The sequence below is a fragment of the Curtobacterium sp. MCPF17_046 genome, from assembly GCF_003224295.1.
Taxonomy (GTDB): Bacteria; Actinomycetota; Actinomycetes; order Actinomycetales; family Microbacteriaceae; genus Curtobacterium.
This window is the reverse complement of record NZ_QKLB01000014.1, coordinates 67,049-83,744: the sequence shown is the minus strand read 5'-3', so window position 1 is coordinate 83,744 and position 16,696 is coordinate 67,049. Positions and strand designations below refer to the sequence as shown.

Annotated in this window: 18 protein-coding genes and 3 tRNA genes; 17 read left to right on the top strand and 4 right to left on the bottom strand. The window is 71.9% G+C overall.

The genetic code is table 11. The features are described 5' to 3' along the window. The first annotated feature begins 225 nt into the window (after positions 1-225). The 5 genes from gltX to DEJ32_RS12575 all read left to right on the top strand — a co-directional run bounded on the left by gltX (position 226) and on the right by DEJ32_RS12575 (position 3,978). Entirely contained in the window at positions 226-1,713 is a 1,488-nt protein-coding gene (gltX, locus tag DEJ32_RS12595) for a glutamate--tRNA ligase (RefSeq protein WP_110901508.1), read from the top strand. A gap of 5 nt (positions 1,714-1,718) precedes the next feature. After that, positions 1,719-2,642: an NAD(P)/FAD-dependent oxidoreductase gene (locus DEJ32_RS12590; RefSeq protein WP_375342322.1), complete on the top strand. Its 924-nt coding sequence runs from the start codon at positions 1,719-1,721 to the stop codon at positions 2,640-2,642. A gap of 44 nt (positions 2,643-2,686) precedes the next feature. Then, a tRNA-Gln gene (locus DEJ32_RS12585) sits at positions 2,687-2,761 on the top strand. Between the two features lie 184 nt (positions 2,762-2,945). Then, positions 2,946-3,236: a zinc ribbon domain-containing protein gene (locus DEJ32_RS12580; RefSeq protein ID WP_110901507.1), complete on the top strand. Its 291-nt coding sequence runs from the start codon at positions 2,946-2,948 to the stop codon at positions 3,234-3,236. Between the two features lie 109 nt (positions 3,237-3,345). After that, positions 3,346-3,978 (top strand): MBL fold metallo-hydrolase, encoded by a 633-nt coding sequence (locus tag DEJ32_RS12575; RefSeq protein ID WP_110901506.1) that lies wholly within the window; start codon positions 3,346-3,348, stop codon positions 3,976-3,978. Here the strand turns inward: DEJ32_RS12575 and DEJ32_RS12570 are convergent. Beyond that, entirely contained in the window at positions 3,915-4,790 is an 876-nt protein-coding gene (locus DEJ32_RS12570) for a DUF72 domain-containing protein (protein ID WP_110901505.1), read from the bottom strand. The two genes, DEJ32_RS12575 and DEJ32_RS12570, sit on opposite strands and share 64 nt — an antisense overlap. Before the next feature lie 103 nt (positions 4,791-4,893). On the opposite strand from DEJ32_RS12570, the gene DEJ32_RS12565 reads away from it, so the two are divergent. The 5 genes from DEJ32_RS12565 (at position 4,894) to DEJ32_RS12545 (ending at position 6,604) form a co-directional block, all read left to right on the top strand. After that, a tRNA-Glu gene (locus tag DEJ32_RS12565) sits at positions 4,894-4,969 on the top strand. A gap of 33 nt (positions 4,970-5,002) precedes the next feature. Continuing rightward, positions 5,003-5,078: transfer RNA gene (locus tag DEJ32_RS12560), tRNA-Glu, on the top strand. Between the two features lie 91 nt (positions 5,079-5,169). After that, the gene (locus DEJ32_RS12555) at positions 5,170-5,634 is read left to right on the top strand and encodes a CrcB family protein (protein ID WP_110901504.1); all 465 of its coding nucleotides are present in this window, start codon (positions 5,170-5,172) and stop codon (positions 5,632-5,634) included. Next, on the top strand, positions 5,631-6,005 hold the full coding sequence (gene crcB / locus DEJ32_RS12550; RefSeq protein ID WP_110901503.1) for a fluoride efflux transporter CrcB: 375 nt from the start codon (positions 5,631-5,633) through the stop codon (positions 6,003-6,005). The genes DEJ32_RS12555 and crcB overlap by 4 nt, the downstream gene beginning before the upstream one ends. Next, entirely contained in the window at positions 6,002-6,604 is a 603-nt protein-coding gene (locus DEJ32_RS12545; RefSeq protein WP_110826124.1) for a histidine phosphatase family protein, read from the top strand. Before crcB ends, DEJ32_RS12545 begins: the two co-directional genes overlap by 4 nt. A 44-nt stretch (positions 6,605-6,648) precedes the next feature. On the opposite strand, the gene DEJ32_RS12540 is transcribed toward DEJ32_RS12545, so the two are convergent. Next, positions 6,649-7,086: a GNAT family N-acetyltransferase gene (locus DEJ32_RS12540; protein WP_110901502.1), complete on the bottom strand. Its 438-nt coding sequence runs from the start codon at positions 7,084-7,086 to the stop codon at positions 6,649-6,651. A gap of 100 nt (positions 7,087-7,186) precedes the next feature. Next, positions 7,187-8,254, bottom strand: a complete 1,068-nt coding sequence (locus DEJ32_RS12535; protein WP_110901501.1) for an FUSC family protein — start codon at positions 8,252-8,254, stop codon at positions 7,187-7,189. 145 nt (positions 8,255-8,399) lie between these two features. Between DEJ32_RS12535 and leuC the strand changes: the two genes are divergently transcribed. The 6 genes from leuC (at position 8,400) to DEJ32_RS12505 (ending at position 14,988) form a co-directional block, all read left to right on the top strand. Continuing rightward, positions 8,400-9,851 carry a 3-isopropylmalate dehydratase large subunit gene (gene leuC / locus DEJ32_RS12530; protein ID WP_110890945.1) on the top strand — a complete coding sequence of 484 codons (1,452 nt, stop codon included), beginning with the start codon at positions 8,400-8,402 and terminating at the stop codon, positions 9,849-9,851. After that, complete coding sequence (leuD, locus tag DEJ32_RS12525; RefSeq protein ID WP_110826128.1) at positions 9,851-10,447, top strand: 3-isopropylmalate dehydratase small subunit; 597 nt, start codon at positions 9,851-9,853, stop codon at positions 10,445-10,447. The genes leuC and leuD overlap by 1 nt, the downstream gene beginning before the upstream one ends. After that, positions 10,447-11,814 (top strand): UDP-N-acetylglucosamine 1-carboxyvinyltransferase, encoded by a 1,368-nt coding sequence (gene murA / locus DEJ32_RS12520; protein WP_110826129.1) that lies wholly within the window; start codon positions 10,447-10,449, stop codon positions 11,812-11,814. Before leuD ends, murA begins: the two co-directional genes overlap by 1 nt. Position 11,815: 1 nt before the next feature. Continuing rightward, positions 11,816-12,691, top strand: a complete 876-nt coding sequence (locus DEJ32_RS12515) for a 1-acyl-sn-glycerol-3-phosphate acyltransferase (protein WP_258369049.1) — start codon at positions 11,816-11,818, stop codon at positions 12,689-12,691. Between the two features lie 106 nt (positions 12,692-12,797). Continuing rightward, on the top strand, positions 12,798-13,811 hold the full coding sequence (locus tag DEJ32_RS12510) for an NAD(P)H-dependent glycerol-3-phosphate dehydrogenase (protein ID WP_110826158.1): 1,014 nt from the start codon (positions 12,798-12,800) through the stop codon (positions 13,809-13,811). A gap of 31 nt (positions 13,812-13,842) precedes the next feature. Continuing rightward, complete coding sequence (locus tag DEJ32_RS12505; protein WP_110890944.1) at positions 13,843-14,988, top strand: D-alanine--D-alanine ligase family protein; 1,146 nt, start codon at positions 13,843-13,845, stop codon at positions 14,986-14,988. A gap of 12 nt (positions 14,989-15,000) precedes the next feature. Here DEJ32_RS12505 and DEJ32_RS12500 read toward each other — a convergent pair whose 3' ends face one another. Then, complete coding sequence (locus DEJ32_RS12500; RefSeq protein ID WP_110901500.1) at positions 15,001-15,483, bottom strand: DUF3515 family protein; 483 nt, start codon at positions 15,481-15,483, stop codon at positions 15,001-15,003. Positions 15,484-15,507: 24 nt separating this feature from the next. Here DEJ32_RS12500 and thiL point away from each other — a divergent pair, with 24 nt between their 5' ends. Then, complete coding sequence (gene thiL / locus DEJ32_RS12495) at positions 15,508-16,611, top strand: thiamine-phosphate kinase (protein ID WP_375342321.1); 1,104 nt, start codon at positions 15,508-15,510, stop codon at positions 16,609-16,611. Positions 16,612-16,696 lie beyond the last annotated feature (85 nt).

The window sequence follows — 16,696 nt, the reverse complement described above, 5'->3', positions numbered from 1 at the left end:
GGAAGCTAAGCCTCTCAGCGCCGATGGTACTGCAAGGGGGACCTTGTGGGAGAGTAGGACGCCGCCGGACTTCTTTTCACAGAACGATCGAGCCCCTGACCGGGGTGAGCAGCAATGCCCACCCCGGTCAGGGGCTCTTTCGCGTCCCCAGCCGCATCCTCGACGCAGGGGCGTCGCCCCCGACACCGATCGGCAGGGGAGCGCCACGGTAGGATCGACGGCGTCATGACAGCGCCATTCTCCTCAGCCACCGGTTCCGACGTCCGCGTCCGGTTCTGCCCGTCGCCCACCGGAACGCCGCACGTCGGCCTCGTCCGTACCGCCCTGTTCAACTGGGCGTACGCGCGGCACACGGGCGGCAAGCTCGTGTTCCGCATCGAGGACACCGACGCCGCCCGGGACAGCGAGGAGTCGTACGGTCAGATCATCGAGGCGCTCCGCTGGTTGCGGCTCGACTGGGACGAGGGCGTCGAGGTCGGTGGCCCCCACGGCCCGTACCGGCAGTCGGAGCGTACGGACGTCTACGTCGACGCGATCGCGCGGCTCAAGGACGCCGGCCACGTGTACGAGTCCTTCGTGACGCCCGAGGAGATGGAAGCGCGGAACCGGGCGAACGGGCGGGACCCGAAGCAGGGCTACGACAACCACGAGCGCGACCTCAGCGACGCCGAGCGTCAGGCCTTCCGCGACGAGGGCCGGGAGCCGGCGCTGCGTCTGCGTGTGCCCGACCGTGACCTGGGCTTCCAGGACCTGGTGCGTGGCGACATCACCTTCCCGCAGGGCTCGTTCCCGGACTTCGTCGTGGTCCGGCCGAACGGCAAGCCGCTGTACACGTTCACGAACCCGCTCGACGACGCGCTGATGGGGATCACCCACGTCCTCCGTGGGGAGGACCTGCTGTCCTCGACGCCGCGGCAGATCGCACTCTACGAGGCGCTCCACGAGATCGGGATGGCCGACTTCATTCCGCAGTTCGGGCACCTGCCCTACGTCATGGGTGAGGGCAACAAGAAGCTCTCGAAGCGGGACCCGGAGTCGAACCTGTTCCACCACCGGTCGAACGGGATGGTGCCGGAGGGGCTCGTCAACTACCTCGCGCTGCTCGGCTGGTCGATCGGTCCCGACCGTGACGTGTTCTCCGTCGACGAGATGACCGCCGCGTTCGAGGTCACCGACGTGAACCCGAACCCGGCACGGTTCGACCACAAGAAGGCCGAGTCGATCAACGGCGACCACATCCGTCTGCTCGACGCGGCGGACTTCCGCGAGCGTCTCAAGCCGTACCTGACCGCGTACCTCGACGAGCCGGCGACACCGGAGCAGGAGCGTGTCCTCGCCCTCGCGGCACCGCTCGTGCAGGAGCGCATGCAGCTGCTGAGCGAGGCGCCTGCGATGCTCGGCTTCCTGTTCACGTCGGACGCGGACCTCGTGGTGGAGGACGACGCCCTCGCCTCGCTCAAGGGCGACCCCGTGCCCGTCCTGCAGGCCGGCATCGAGGCGCTCGACGCGCTCGAGAGTTGGGAGACCACGGCGATCGAGCAGGCGCTGCGTGGGGCGTTGATCGACGGACTCGGGCTCAAGCCCCGTGTCGCCTTCGGTCCGCTGCGCGTCGCGGTGTCCGGGCGACGGATCAGCCCGCCGCTCTTCGAGTCGATGGAGATCCTCGGCAAGGCGTCGACGCTCGAGCGACTGCGCTCCCTCGCGGCCCGCTGACGGCCGTGTACGACGTCGTCGTGGTCGGCGCGGGTCCCGCGGGGCTCAGCGCCGCGCTGAACCTGGTGCGGGCCAAGCGGACCGTCTTGCTCGTCGACGCGAACCGGCCCCGGAACGCGGCGACCCTCCGATCGCACGGGTTCATCACACGGGACGGCATCTCGCCCCTCGAGCTCCGGCGGCTCGGTCGCGAGGAGGTCGCCGGGTACCCGGAGGCCACGGTCACGCAGGCCGTCGTCGACCGGCTCTGGCGCGACGGTGACGCCTGGCGGGTGCACGGCAGCTGGCGGGGGACGGACGTGGACGCCGCTGCGCGCGCGGTCGTCCTCGCCACGGGTCTCCGTGAGGCGTTCCCCGCGCTGCCGTCACTCCGCGCGTTCTACGGCACCGACGTGCACAGCTGTGTGGAGTGCGACGCCTACGACAAGGCCGGGCAACCGCTGGCCTTCATCTGCGAGACGGACGACGTCGTCGACCGCGCGCTGCTCGTCGGCGCGTGGACGGACGACCTGGTGGTGTACACGAACGGCGTGGCCCCGGTGACCGGCGAGGGTCGCACGCGGCTCGAACGCGCGGGCATCCGTGTCGACGACCGACCGCTGGCCGACCTCGAGGGCGACCGCGACGGGATGACGGGTGTGCGGCTCGCGGACGGGCACGTCGAACCGCGCTCGGGCGCCTTCGTCCGCCCGGTGTGGCACGCGGACCTCGACTGGGTCGACGCGGACCTCGACCGGGACGAGCAGGGCCTGGTGCGGGTGGACCGGCTCGGTCGGACCGGCGCACCCGGGCTGTACGCGGTGGGAGACATCACGCCGCCGGGACCGGAACAGCTCATCGTCGCGGCCGGTCACGGGGCGTCGACGGCCGCTGCGGTGCACCGCGACCTGGTGGGTGGTCTCGAAGACCTCCGGGATGCTGTACAGTAGTTGATCGTGCCCCGGACAACGGGGCGCAGGACCGCAGGGTCCGATGGGGTATGGTGTAATTGGCAACACAGCGGTTTCTGGTACCGTCGTTCTTGGTTCGAGTCCAGGTACCCCAGCCAGCAACGTGATCGAAGGCCCCCGGGAAACCGGGGGCTTTCGTCGTTCCCGGGCTCGGCCGCGTGTTCGATCCGCTCGTCCACACCACGAGCGGCCCATCATGGGCGGAACAGCACGCGCCACGCCCGAACGCCGACGACGACGTCGTCGGAGGCGTCCGGCGACCGACCACCGACAGGGGACGTCATGATCATCTTCGGCAGCCGCACCAGGACCGCCCTCGCCGGCGTCCTCTTCTTCGCCTGTGCCCTCTGCGGATCGACCGCCGCGCAGCGCCTGCACCGCCTCCGCACCTGGTTCACGCTCTTCTTCGTGCCCGTGTTCCCCTTCGGACACGGCCGCTACGTGCTCCAGTGCTCGTACTGTGGCGGACAGTCCGCCATGCCCCGCGACGGTGCGGAACGCTTCATCGCCGACGCCGAGCACGCCCAGGCCGCACACGCCGCCCAGGAGACCCTGCCGCCGGACGCCCGGTAGGGACCGGGCCGGGCGTCCGCCGGACAACCGGTGACGCGGGGAGCCGGGATTCCGTCGGCCCGGCGACGGGCCGGACCCTGCGCGTGCAGGGCGGCGTACGCTCGTCGCCATGTTGGTCACGAAGCTCGAGCACGCCTGCCTCGTCGTCGAGGAGGACGGCGCCCGTCTGGTCATCGACCCCGGCGCCTTCACCCGCCCCGTCGAGGTGACGGGCGTGGTCGCCGTCGTCGTCACCCACGAGCACCCGGACCACGGCACCGCCGAGCAGGTGGCCGGCATCCTCGAGCGCAACCCGGGCATCCCCGTGTTCGGCCCGGCCGGTGTCGCCACGGCGTTGGCCGAGGTCGTCGCCGTGGACGTGGTGACCGCGGGGGAGGCCCGGACCGTCGGGCCGTTCTCCCTCACCTTCCACGGGACGCGACACCAGCTCATCCACTCGTCCGTCCCGGTGGTCGACAACACCGGGGTGTTCGTCAACGGGCTGCTGTTCCACCCGGGCGACGCTTACATCCACCCGGGCGTGCCGGTGGAGCTCTTCGCGACACCCGTCGGCGCACCGTGGCTCAAGATCGGTGAGCTCATGGACCACCTGGCAGCGGTGGCACCGCGACGCGCCGTCCCGATCCACGAGGCCACGCTCTCGGACATTGGGCTCGCCGGGCACACCGACCGGGTCCGTCAGGTCGTCGAACCCGCGGGCGAGGTCGTCTCGCTGGCGCCGGGGGAGTCGCTCCGGGTCTGAGGGCGGCCGACGAGCCGGGCGAGGCCGAGTGCGTCCCAGGGGGCGTGCCGTTCCGCGTCGTTGTCGAAGAAGACCCACACGTCACGGCCCGCCTCGTCGTGACGGCGGACGGTGCTGGCCCAGTCCGCCAGGGCCTCCGGTGGGTAGCCGTCGTGGTACGTGTGCGGCGCTCCATGCAGACGGAGGTACGCCAGGGGCGCGTCCGTGTCGTGGACGAACCGGGGGAAGTCCCCGGCGTGTGAGTCCACGAGCGCGACCCGGTGCCGGCGGAGCACCGCGAGGTGCTCGGGCGTGCCGGCGTCCGGCGACCGGACCTCGAGCGCGTGGTCGATCCGCAGCCTGGCGTGCTCCGTCGTCGTGGCGGGCTCGGCGACCTTGGCGTCGTGCCCGGTGGCGAGCGTGGCGGCGTCACCGTGGGAGCGGGGCAGGGCCGCCAGGAACGCGTCGAGGACCTCCGGCGTGGGCACGACGTGCTCGGGCAGCTGCCAGAGCACCGGACCGAGGGCCGGACCGAGCTCGAGCGGACCGGAGGCGAAGAAGTTCGCCAGCGCGGTGTCCACGTTCCGGAGCCGCAGCATGTGTGTGAGGTAGCGGCCGCCCTTGAGTGCGAACCGGAAGCCCTCCGGGACGGCCGCCCGCCAGGCGCGGTACCGGGACGGACGCTGCAACGAGTAGAAGGAGCCGTTGACCTCGACGGCCGGGAACCGATCACCGACGTGCTCGAGCCAGCGTCGTTTCGCCAGGCCCTCCGGGTAGAAGTCGCCGCGCCACGAGTCGTACTGCCAGCCGGACAGGCCGATGCGCACCGTCATCGACCCACCGTATGCCCCGGTCGGACCGGCGACACACCGGGACGGACGGGCTCGTTTTGGCGCTCGCTCACACCCTGTGCCATACTTGTCGAGTTGTCGGAACGGCCCCATCGTACAGTGGCCTAGTACGCCGCCCTCTCACGGCGGTAACGCGGGTTCGAATCCCGCTGGGGTCACCACGAGTGACACACACCGAACCGACACATCGCCGCGGCCCCATCGTATAGCGGCCTAGTACGCTGCCCTCTCACGGCGGTAACGCGGGTTCGAATCCCGCTGGGGTCACCAGCACGAAGGCCCCCACCCGTCCGGGTGGGGGCCTTCGTCGTCCCGCCCGGCAGCGGGTGCAGCCGGGGTGCGAGTGGGCAGGAGACGACGGATGGACGGACGACCGGCGGGACGGCCGCCGCACCTGCGCGCCGGACTCATCGCGTTGGTCGCCCTCGGTGGAGCCCTCGGCACCGCGGTCCGGGCCGTGCTCGCCGCCGTGCTGCCGCCCGTCGACGGCATCAGCTGGACGATCCTCGCGATCAACGTCGCCGGGGCGTTCGGTCTCGGTCTGCTGCTCGAGCACCTCGCACTGTCCGGCCCCGACGTCGGACGTCGGCGGACCGTCCGGCTGTTCGTGGGGACCGGGGTGCTCGGTGGCTTCACGACCTACAGCACGCTGGCGGACGACACCGCTCGGCTCATCGACGTCGGGCGCTGGGGAGCCGGCGCCGGCGCCGCGCTGCTGACCGTGCTGCTCGGCCTCGCCGCGGTGGCCGCCGGGACCGCCCTCGCCGCGGGGCTCCGGCGGCGAGCCACGGCGTCGGCGGGGCCGGGGACGGGGCCGGCGCGGTGACGGCCGTGGGACTCCTGCTCGTCGCGGCGGGCGGCGGCGTCGGAGCCGCACTGCGGTTCGTCCTGGACGGACTTGTGAGGGCGGGGGTGCGGCGGTTCCCGCTCGGCACGATGCTCGTCAACGTCACCGGGTCGTTCGTCCTCGGACTCGTCACGGGGCTCGGTGGAGCCGGGACGATCGCCGTCCCGATGGTCGCCGTGCTCGGGACGGGCATGATGGGTGGGTACACGACGTTCTCGACGGCGAGCGTCGAGACCGTGCAGCTCCTCCGATCCGGCAAGACCCGGCTCGCCGTCCTCAACGGCCTCGGCATGCTCGTCGTCTCGGTCGGCGCTGCTGCGCTCGGCCTCTGGCTCGGAAGGAACTCATGACCTCGGAACGCCCCGGCGAACTCGTCCTCGTCCGTCACGGAGAGACGGAGTGGTCGAAGAGCGGGCAGCACACCGGCCGCACGGACATCCCCCTCACGGCGAACGGGGAGGCCCAGGCGGAGCGTGCCGCCCGGTACCTCGCCGACCGCGAGTTCGCGTTGGCACTGTCCAGCCCGCTGACACGTGCGCGCGAGACCGCCCGCATCATCGGCGTCGACCCGGAACTCGACGAGGACCTGTACGAGTGGGACTACGGCGCCTACGAGGGCCTCACGACGCCGCAGATCAAGGTGCAGCGGCACGGCCCGTGGGACCTGTGGACCGACGGGGTCCCGGCCGGTGACACCCCCGGCGAGAACGCTGCCGAGGTCCGGGTCCGCGTGGAACGGGTCATCAACCGGGCGCGGCCCGTCCTGGCCGAGGGACACGACGCGATCGTCGTCGCCCACGGCCACGTCCTCCGCGCCCTCGGTGCTGCCTGGATCCGGCTCGCCCCGCAGGACGGTGCCGTGCTCAAGCTCGGGACGGCGACGGTCAGCACCCTCGGCTACGAGCACGGCCGCCCGGTCATCGACGCCTGGAACATCGAGCCGCGCTGAGCACGGCCGACGGCAAGCAGCCGACCGGGGACAGCGGTCCGCGCTCAGCCGTCCGTGCCGAGGACCATCGCCATGCCGAGGCTCGGCGCCACGTCCTCGAACCCGAGTGACCGGTAGAGGCGCTGCCCGGGCGGGTCCCCGATGAGCGAGACGTAGGCGCCTTCCGGGGCCCGCTCGCGCACGTCCGCGACGAGCCACTCGACGACGGCCCGTCCGAGCCCACGACGCTGGTGCCCGGGGTCGGTGGCGATGTCGACGACGTGGAAGTACCACCCGCCGTCGCCGATGACCCGCCCCATCGAGACCGGTCTCCCGTCCTCGTCGACGACGTGACACGCCGACCACGCGCCGTCGATCGCCGGCGCGCCCTGCTCGGCCGTCACCGGTGTCAAGCCGGAGTCGCGTCGGAGGCGCAGGTAGTCCTCGAGCGGCGGTGCGGTGGGCAGCAGCGTGTAGGTCCCGGGCGTGGCGATGTCGTCCATGCGCCCATCGTGCCGCATGCGCCGGGCGTGCCGGACGTCCGGGCCTGCCCTGCGCCGCCCGGGAGGCCCGGTACGGGACCGTCGGGACGACCGCGGTCCGTCAGACGGTTCGGATGCTGCTGGTCGCGCCGAGCGGACGACCGCGCCGCCGTTCGACCGCGCGCCCGACGGCGAGGAGCACGAGGCTCACCAGGGCGCCGAGGAGCGTCTGGCCGATCCGGTCGAGTGCGAGGAGCGTCGGCGCTTCGGGCACGCTGAGCCACGAGACGGCGAGGGCGAGCGGGGTGAGGAACAGCAGGCAGACGGCGTAGTTCCGGGCGACGAAGACCTCGGCCCCGAACTGTCCGACGACCGCGATCGCGACGATCCACCAGGCCGAGGGCTCGAGCAGCAGGATCCCGACCGCGATCACCGTGCCGCCGACCGTGCCCACGACGCGCTGGACCGCGCGCGAGACGGTGTGCCGCTGCCGGAGCGCGGGCAGCGTCGACACGACGGCGATGACCGCCCAGTACGGGTGCCCGAGGCCGGGCAGCGCCTCGGCGAGGGCACCGGCACCGAGTGCGCCGACGACGTTGAGCGCGACCGTCTCCCAGAGGGCCGACGTCCGGAGGACCGCGAGGGAACGGTGCTTGCGGTCCGCGAGCGGGCGGAAGCGGTGCGGCACGTGCGGGTGCAGGACCAGCCGGAACGCGGCGCCGGACATCGCGACGAGCCATGCCCAGGCCACCGCGCAGAGGATGATCGTCGCCACGAGCGGCAGGTCGGACGGACGCACGGGCACGAGCGCGGACACCACGAAGGCGAACACCGGGAAGATCGGCTGTGCCGGGATCGCCCGGAGTGCCGTCAGCGTGCCGACCGCGCCGACGATGACGACGACGAGCCCGATTCCCTGCAGCCAGAGCGGTGCGCCGAGGAGGGCGACGGCGATGCCCGCCGCCATGCACACGACCTGCATCGCGCCGGCGACCCCGGTCGTCACGGCGCGCTGTCGGTAGGGCTCGGTCGCGCCGAAGATCGCCGTGAACCCGGCGAACACCGCGAAGGCCGCGTACTGCGGCAGGCCGAGCGCGATGAGGAGTGCCAGCGGTACCCCACCGGCGATCGCGGCGCGGGCCGCGCCCTCGAGGTTGGTGGTGCGGGTCGAGTGCGCGGGCGTCGTCATGTCCCCGCCATCCTCTCACCGCGACGGGTGTCGGGGACCGCGGGGCGGGCCTCCCGGGCGTCGTCGCAGTTGGTATACCAAGCTGCTACCATGCTCGGACGACGCCGTGACAGCGGAGTCGGAACGCGGATGAGGAGGCACGGGCATGGGCAGGACGCTCGCCGAGAAGGTGTGGGACGACCACGTCGTCGTCAAGGGTGAGGACGGCAACCCGGACCTCCTCTACATCGACCTCCACCTGGTGCACGAGGTGACGAGCCCGCAGGCCTTCGACGGCCTGCGGCAGGCCGGTCGTCCGGTGCGACGCCTGGACCTCACCATCGCCACCGAGGACCACAACACCCCGACGCTCGCCATCGACCGGCCGATCGCGGACCCGACCAGCCGCACGCAGATCGAGACGCTCCGCCGCAACTGCGAGGAGTTCGGCGTCCGCCTGCACTCGCTGGGCGACAAGGAACAGGGGATCGTGCACGTGGTCGGTCCGCAGCTCGGACTCACCATGCCCGGCATCACGGTCGTCTGCGGGGACTCGCACACCTCGACGCACGGGGCCTTCGGCGCCATGGCGTTCGGCATCGGCACGAGCGAGGTCGAGCACGTCCTCGCCACGCAGACGCTGCCGCTCAAGCCCTTCAAGACGATGGCGGTGACCGTCGAGGGCACGCTGCGCCCGGGCGTCACGGCGAAGGACATCATCCTGGCGGTCATCGCGCAGATCGGCACCGGCGGCGGACAGGGCTACGTGCTCGAGTACCGCGGCTCCGCGATCCGGGCGCTCTCCATGGAGGGCCGCATGACGATCTGCAACATGTCGATCGAGGCCGGTGCCCGTGCGGGCATGGTCGCCCCCGACCAGACCACGTACGACTACGTCCAGGGCCGCGACCACGCCCCGACGGGCGCCGACTGGGACGAGGCCGTCGCCTACTGGGACACCCTCGCGACCGACGACGACGCCGTGTTCGACGCCGAGGTCTTCATCGACGCGGACACCCTCGAGCCCTTCGTCACCTGGGGGACGAACCCCGGTCAGGGCGTCTCGCTGTCCGACTCCGTCCCGTCGCCGTCCGACTTCACCGACCCGAACGACCAGGCCGCGGCCTCCCGAGCCCTCGAGTACATGGACATCGCCGCCGGGACGCCGATGAAGGACATCGCCGTCGACGCGGTGTTCATGGGCTCATGCACCAACTCCCGCATCGAGGACCTGCGCGCCTTCGCGTCGGTCATCCGCGGGCGTCAGAAGGCGCCGGGCGTGCGGGTGATGGTCGTGCCGGGGTCCGCCCGGGTGCGCCTGGAGGCCGAGGCCGAGGGCCTGGACCAGGTGTTCACCGAGTTCGGTGCGGAGTGGCGCTTCGCCGGCTGCTCGATGTGCCTTGGCATGAACCCGGACCAGCTCGCGCCGGGGGAGCGCTGTGCCTCGACCTCGAACCGCAACTTCGAGGGGCGGCAGGGCAAGGGCGGCCGGACCCACCTGGTCTCGCCGCTCGTGGCCGCGGCGACCGCTGTCCGCGGAACGCTGTCGAGCCCGTGGGACCTGGAAGAGGACGACGCCCGCCTGGCCGTGCCGGCGACGGCTGGAGGGAACAACTGATGGAGAAGATCGGCACCGTCACCGGGATCGCGGCACCGCTGAAGCGGTCGAACGTCGACACCGACCAGATCATCCCCGCGGTCTACCTCAAGCGGGTCACGAAGACCGGGTTCGAGGACGCGCTGTTCTCCGGTTGGCGCCAGGACCCCGACTTCGTGCTCAACCAGCCCGCCTACCAGGGCGCGAAGGTCCTGGTCGCCGGCCCGGACTTCGGCACCGGGTCGTCCCGCGAGCACGCGGTGTGGGCGCTGCGCGACTTCGGGTTCCGCGTGGTCGTCTCACCCCGTTTCGCGGACATCTTCAAGGGCAACGCCGGCAAGCAGGGCCTGGTCACCGCGATGGTGTCCGAGCCCGAGATCGAGCGGATGTGGGCGGCGATCGAGGCCCAGCCCGGGATCGAGGCGACCGTCGACCTGGCGACACAGCGCGTGTCGATCGGCGACATGGACGTGGCTTTCGAGATCGACGCTTACACTCGTTGGCGGTTGATGGAAGGGCTCGACGACATCGGGCTCACCCTCCGTGACGAGACCTCGATCACGGAGTTCGAATCCCGCCGCTCCCGTTGGCGGCCGAAGACATTGCCGGTGAAGTAGTGAACTCTCTCGTACAGGACGCAGCAGCTGCAGGGGCGCGCGTCGGGTTGAAGTCGGACGAGATCGTCATCCGGGGCGGCAAGCCGCTCGTGGGACGCATCGAGGTCCGCGGTGCGAAGAACCTGGCGACCAAGGCCATGGTCGCTGCGCTCCTCGGCGACACCCCGTCGATCCTCAAGGACGTCCCGGACATCTCCGACGTCAAGGTCGTGCGTGGCCTGCTCGAGGTGCACGGTGTCCGCGTGACGGACCCCGCCCGTGGCGAGCTCATCCTCGACCCCTCGCGCGTGGAGTCGGCGCACTTCGCCGAGATCGACGCACACGCCGGCTCGAGCCGGATCCCGATCCTGTTCTGCGGTCCGCTGCTGCACAAGCTCGGCGAGGCGTTCATCCCCGACCTCGGCGGCTGCCGCATCGGCGACCGCCCGATCGACTTCCACCTCGACGCGCTGCGCGCCATGGGTGCCGTCGTCGACAAGCAGGTCTCGGGCATCCACATCACGGCCCCGAACGGCCTCAAGGGCGCGAACATCGAGCTCCCCTACCCGAGCGTCGGCGCGACCGAGCAGGTCCTGCTCTCGTCCGTCCTCGCCGAGGGCACCACGGAGCTGCGGAACGCCGCGATCGAGCCCGAGATCATGGACCTCATCGCGATCCTGCAGAAGATGGGCGCGATCGTCACGGTCGAACCGAGCCGCACGATCTTCATCGAGGGCGTCAAGTCGCTCCGCGGGTACACGCACCGTGCGATCAACGACCGCAACGAGGCCGCGAGCTGGGCCTCCGCCGCGCTGGCGACCAACGGCGACATCTTCGTCGAGGGCGCCAAGCAGCAGGAGCTCATGACGTTCCTCAACGTCTTCCGGAAGGTCGGCGGCGGGTTCGACATCCAGGAGGACGGCATCCGGTTCTACCGCGAGCTGGACGTCCTCAAGCCCGTCGTCATCGAGACCGACGTGCACCCCGGGTTCATGACCGACTGGCAGCAGCCCCTCGTCGTCGCGCTCACGCAGGCCGAGGGCCAGAGCGTCGTGCACGAGACCGTCTACGAGAACCGCTTCGGCTTCACCGACGCGCTCAACGAGATGGGTGCCGACATCGTCGTGCACAAGGAGGGCCTGCCCGGCCACGACCGTCGCGTCGCCCGTCGTCCCTTCGAGCAGGCCGCGGTCATCACCGGCCCGACGAAGCTGCACGGTGCAAACGTCCGCGTCCCGGACCTCCGCGGCGGCTTCAGCCACCTCATCGCGGCGCTGACCGCGGAGGGCGAGTCGCACATCACGAACGTCGGCATCATCAGCCGCGGGTACGAGCACTTCATCCCGAAGCTCCGCAAGCTCGGCGCGGACTTCGACTTCGCCGGCTGACGTGGCGGAGCAGCACGACCACGGCGGCACCGGTGACGGTGCCGCCGTGGCACGACCGACGACCGGGCCCGACGCGTTGGAACTGCCGCAGGTGGGACACCCCGGAGAGGTCCGCACGGGCCTCCCGGTCCCCGGTCGGCGGTGGCGACGCGGCGAGCTGAACCGGGCCTTCCGGATCACCGGGTCCGTCGTGATCCCGACCATCCGGTTCGCCTCCGGCTACCGCTGGCACGGCCCGAACCGGTTGCCGGAGGAGGGGGCGTTCGTCCTCGCCCCGAACCACTACACGAACATCGACCCGCTCGTCGTCGGCACGACCGTGTGGCTGCACCGTCGGTCGCCGCGGTTCCTCGCGAAGGCGTCGCTGTTCCGCGTGCCGGTGTTCGGCAAGCTCATGAGCGGCATGGGGCAGATCCCCGTCGAGCGCAACGGCCGGACCCGCCTGAACGACCCGCTGAAGGGCGGCAAGGGACTCGTGTCGAACGGCGGCGCGGTCATCGTCTACCCCGAGGGCACGCTCACCCGTGACCCGGACCTGTGGCCGATGCGCGGCAAGACCGGGGCGGCGCGGATCGCCCTCGAGAACGACGTCCCGCTCATCCCGATGGCCCACTGGGGCACGCAGCGGATCATGGCGCGGTACGGCAAGAAGCTCCGCCTGTTCCCGCCGGCGAAGGTCGACATCGTCTACGGCGAGCCGCTCGACCTGTCGCGGTGGCGTGGGAAGCCGGTCGACCAGCAGGCCCTCACCGAGGTGACGGCGCTGCTCATGGAGCGCATCACCGCGCTGCTCGAGGGCCTCCGCGGTGAGCAGGCGCCCGCCGAGCGCTGGGACCCGACCGCGAACAAGCAGAAGGAGACCGGCAAGTTTGAGTGACGCAGCCGACCGGACCAGCGCGCCCGGCCTCCGCCCGCACGACGACCACCCGGACCCCTCCGTCGCAGCCCGCGGCGCCGTGGACACCGCCGCGATCCGCGTCGTCATGCAGTCGACCGACAAGCCACGGGTCGCCGTGATCGGTGCCGGCAGCTGGGGGACCACGTTCGCCAAGGTGCTCGCCGAGGGCGGGGCCGAGACCGTGCTCTGGGCCCGGCGTCCCGAGGTCGCGCGGGAGATCACCGAGACGAAGCGGAACTCGGAGTACCTGCCCGGCATCAACCTGCCGCGGACCCTCACCGCGTCGACGTCGCTGGCAGCGGTGCTGTCCGGTGCCGAGCAGGTCTACGTGTCGGTGCCGTCGCAGACGCTGCGCTCGAACCTCGCCGCCATCCGCGAACTCCTGCCCGCGGACGTGCCCGTCGTGAGCCTCATGAAGGGCGTGGAGAAGGCGACCGGCCTGCGGATGAGCGAGGTGCTCCTCGACGGCCTCGGCATCGACCAGGACCGCATCGCCGTCGCGAGCGGACCGAACCTGGCGCTCGAGATCGCCCGCCGGCAGCCCACCGCGGCCGTCGTGTCGTCGTCCAGTGCGGACACCGCGACCGCCGTGGCAGCCGTGGCGACGAACCCGTACTTCCGCTCCTTCATCAACACCGACGTGATCGGCACCGAGTTCGGTGGGGTCCTCAAGAACCTCATCGCGGTGGCAATCGGCATCGTCGACGGTGTCGGGTACGGCGAGAACACCAAGGCGTCGATCATCACCCGCGGCCTCGCCGAGATGACCGAGTTCGCGGTGTCGCTCGGCGCGCAGCCGTCGACGCTGTCCGGGCTGGCCGGCCTCGGCGACCTCATCGCCACCTGCCAGTCACCGCTGTCGCGCAACAACACCGCCGGGCGCCTGCTCGGGCAGGGGTACCGGTTCGACGAGGTCGTGCGGCAGATGAACCAGACCGCGGAGGGCCTGGCCTCGGTCGCGCCCATCCTCGAGCTGGCCCGGGCGAACGGCGTCGACATGCCCATCGTCGGACAGGTGGGCGAGGTCCTCGCCGGTAGGCTCGATCCGCGCAACATCGCGCCGCACCTCACGGAGACCGACGAGCCCCAGGGCGAGTGACCGGTCCCGGTACCCACCGCTTGGAGCGTCCATGAGCAGCACCGCGCCCGCATCCGAACCGACCGACGCCGAGCGCACGCCGAGCGGCACCGACGCGCGGACCACCGTCGCCGTGCTCTTCGGTGGCCGGTCGAGCGAGCACGAGATCAGCTGCGTGACCGCCGGCGGCATCATGGACGTCGTCGACCGCGACCGGTACGACCTGCTGCCGATCGGCATCACGAAGGACGGGGCGTTCACGCTCCAGGCGGACGACCCGTCGGTCTGGGCACTCCGGGGTCAGGAGCTCCCGACCGTGCCGGACAACGGCACCCGCGTCCGTTTCCCGCTCTCCGGCGACTCCCGCGGGTTCTCCGTCGAACTGCCGGACGGCTCGGTCGAGTCGCTCGGGGACGTCGACGTCGTCTTCCCGATCCTGCACGGACCCTTCGGCGAGGACGGCACCGTTCAGGGCCTGCTCGAGACCGCCGGCCTGCCCTACGTCGGCGACGGCGTCCTGGCGAGCGCCCTGGCCATGGACAAGCACGTCGCGAAGGCGGTCCTCGAGCACGCCGGGCTCCGGGTCGCCCCGTGGACGACGGTGCTCCGTCGGCAGTGGCAGGCCGAGCCGGTCGACGTCGCCGAGACCGTCGCCGCGCACGGCTTCCCGCTGTTCGTGAAGCCCGCACGCGCCGGGTCGAGCATGGGCGTCTCGCGCGTCGACGACCCCGCTCAGCTCGGTGCGGCGATGGACCTCGCCTTCGAGCACGACAGCAAGGTGATCGTCGAGCCGCGGGTCGTCGGCCGCGAGGTCGAGGTCGCCGTGCTCGAGGGTCGTGACGGCGTGCCGCGGACGAGCCTGCCCGGGGAGATCGTCGTCGCCGAGGACGGCTTCTACGACTTCGCCGCCAAGTACCTGGGCGGTGACGAGCAGCTGCTGTGCCCGGCCCCGCTCACCGAGGCGGAGACCGACGAGATCCGTTCCGTCGGAGCGCGTGCCTTCGAGGCGATCGGCGGCGCCGGGCTGGCCCGTGTGGACTGCTTCCTGACGGACGACGGCTTCGTCGTGAACGAGGTCAACACCATGCCGGGGTTCACCCCGTTCTCGATGTACCCGCGCTGCTGGGCGGCGTCGGGGCTGCCCTACCCGGAACTCGTCGCGGAGCTCATCGAGCTGGGACGCGCCGCGGTCCGCTGAGGACCGTACGGGTCAGTCGACGTCCTGCGGGTCGAGGCAGCGGTGGCCGTCCTCCGGCAGCCGTGACACGGCGTCACCGAGGTCCTGCAGGGCGTCGCTCGTCGCGCGGGAGGTGTCGATGACGACCTGGACCGCGGGGGACCGGCCGAACGTCGTGTAGACGACCTCCTTTCCCCGGTCGTCGCGGATCCAGTCCACGGAGCCCTGCGAGAAGCACGGCAGGTCGGAGACCGTCGGCACGGCGACACCGCAGTGGTAGAGCACGGCGGAGGGGGACCCCCACGCCGCCGTGGCCTGTGCGGAGGTGTCGCGGAGCGCCAGGGTGTCGTTGACGACCGCGGGCAGGCGGACCTGGGCATCGGCACACGCGGCCGCGTCCGCGGCGGGAGCGGGCTCCATGCGGACCGGGTTCGTGCAGCCGGACAGCCCGGCCAGGACGGCCGCCGCGGCGAGCACGGTGGCGATGATGCGGGGTCCTCGGCGCGCGGTGTCCATCGGCGTCCAGGCTACCGTTCTCGTGTGGACGCGACGCACGACGAGCACCAGCACGAGCACCGCACCGACGGTCCGGACGGCGTCGACGCCCGGGCGGCCGCCGGAGCGCAGCGCACGACCGTCGGAGCGCTCGGCGAACTCGCGGTGCTCGACCGGGTCACGCGACGCCTCCCCGCCGGGTCCCCGGTCCTCGGGCCCGGGGACGACTGCGCCGTCGTCGCCGCCCCAGACGGCCGCTTCGTCGTGACCACGGACATGATGGTGCACGGCCCGGACTTCCGGTGGGCGTGGTCCTCGCCCGAGGACGTCGGCTGGAAGGCCGCCGCCACGAACCTCTCCGACGTCGCCGCGATGGGCGCCGTGCCCTCCGGTCTCGTCGTCGCGATCGCGGCTCCGCCGGACACCCAGGTCGCGGTGCTGGAGGGCGTCGCGGACGGGTTCCGCCTCGCCGTCGACGCCCTCGCTCCGGGGTGCGGGGTGGTCGGCGGCGACCTGTCCACGTCGGCCACGTTCTCGCTGACCGTCACCGCGTTCGGGGACCTCGGAGGGCGGGACCCCGTCGTCCGATCCGGTGCCCGGGTCGGTGACGTCCTCGCTGTCTCCGGGGAGCTCGGCGCCGCCGCCCGCGGCCTGGCCCGGCTGTTCCGGGACGGCGTCGACGCCGCGGGGGAGCCCGACGTCGAGCGGGTCCGCGCGAGCGGGGCCGACACGGACCCCGACGTCGCCCGGCAGCGCCGCCCGGTCCCCCCGATCGCCGACGGTCCGCTGGCTGCCGTAGCCGGTGCGACGGCGATGCTCGACCTGTCCGACGGGCTCGCGATCGACGCAGGGCGCCTCGCCCGGGCGAGTGGCGTGACCCTGGAACTCGACCCGGCCGAGGCGTCGGCGCCCGACGGGGTGGTCGACGAGGTCGCGCTGCACGGCGGCGAGGACCACGGGCTGCTGGCGACCTTCCCGGTCGGGACGCGCCTGCCGGGCGGCTTCCGCCGGATCGGCGTGGTGCGCGAGCGCACGTCCCACGCGGGAGCGGACCACGCGGAGCGGCCCGTGGACCTGGTCCGTGGCGGGACGCCCGTCCCGACGACGGGGTGGGACCCGTACGCGGACTGGGACGGCGTCGCGGGCTGAACGCACAAGCGGACCCGCGACCGGAGCCGCACCTGGAACCAGGCCCGACCCGCGACCGGAGCCGGACCCGCGACCGGACCGGCGC

Coding starts and splice junctions, on each gene's coding strand:
- DEJ32_RS12580 (WP_110901507.1), top strand. CDS start 2,946: ATGATCATCTTCGGCAGCCGCACCAGGACCGCCCTCGCCGGCGTCCTC.
- DEJ32_RS12500 (WP_110901500.1), bottom strand. CDS start 15,483: ATGGACACCGCGCGCCGAGGACCCCGCATCATCGCCACCGTGCTCGCC.
- DEJ32_RS12555 (WP_110901504.1), top strand. CDS start 5,170: ATGGACGGACGACCGGCGGGACGGCCGCCGCACCTGCGCGCCGGACTC.
- DEJ32_RS12535 (WP_110901501.1), bottom strand. CDS start 8,254: ATGACGACGCCCGCGCACTCGACCCGCACCACCAACCTCGAGGGCGCG.
- DEJ32_RS12510 (WP_110826158.1), top strand. CDS start 12,798: ATGCAGTCGACCGACAAGCCACGGGTCGCCGTGATCGGTGCCGGCAGC.
- leuD (WP_110826128.1), top strand. CDS start 9,851: ATGGAGAAGATCGGCACCGTCACCGGGATCGCGGCACCGCTGAAGCGG.
- DEJ32_RS12505 (WP_110890944.1), top strand. CDS start 13,843: ATGAGCAGCACCGCGCCCGCATCCGAACCGACCGACGCCGAGCGCACG.
- DEJ32_RS12570 (WP_110901505.1), bottom strand. CDS start 4,790: ATGACGGTGCGCATCGGCCTGTCCGGCTGGCAGTACGACTCGTGGCGC.
- gltX (WP_110901508.1), top strand. CDS start 226: ATGACAGCGCCATTCTCCTCAGCCACCGGTTCCGACGTCCGCGTCCGG.
- leuC (WP_110890945.1), top strand. CDS start 8,400: ATGGGCAGGACGCTCGCCGAGAAGGTGTGGGACGACCACGTCGTCGTC.
- DEJ32_RS12545 (WP_110826124.1), top strand. CDS start 6,002: ATGACCTCGGAACGCCCCGGCGAACTCGTCCTCGTCCGTCACGGAGAG.
- DEJ32_RS12540 (WP_110901502.1), bottom strand. CDS start 7,086: ATGGACGACATCGCCACGCCCGGGACCTACACGCTGCTGCCCACCGCA.
- DEJ32_RS12575 (WP_110901506.1), top strand. CDS start 3,346: ATGTTGGTCACGAAGCTCGAGCACGCCTGCCTCGTCGTCGAGGAGGAC.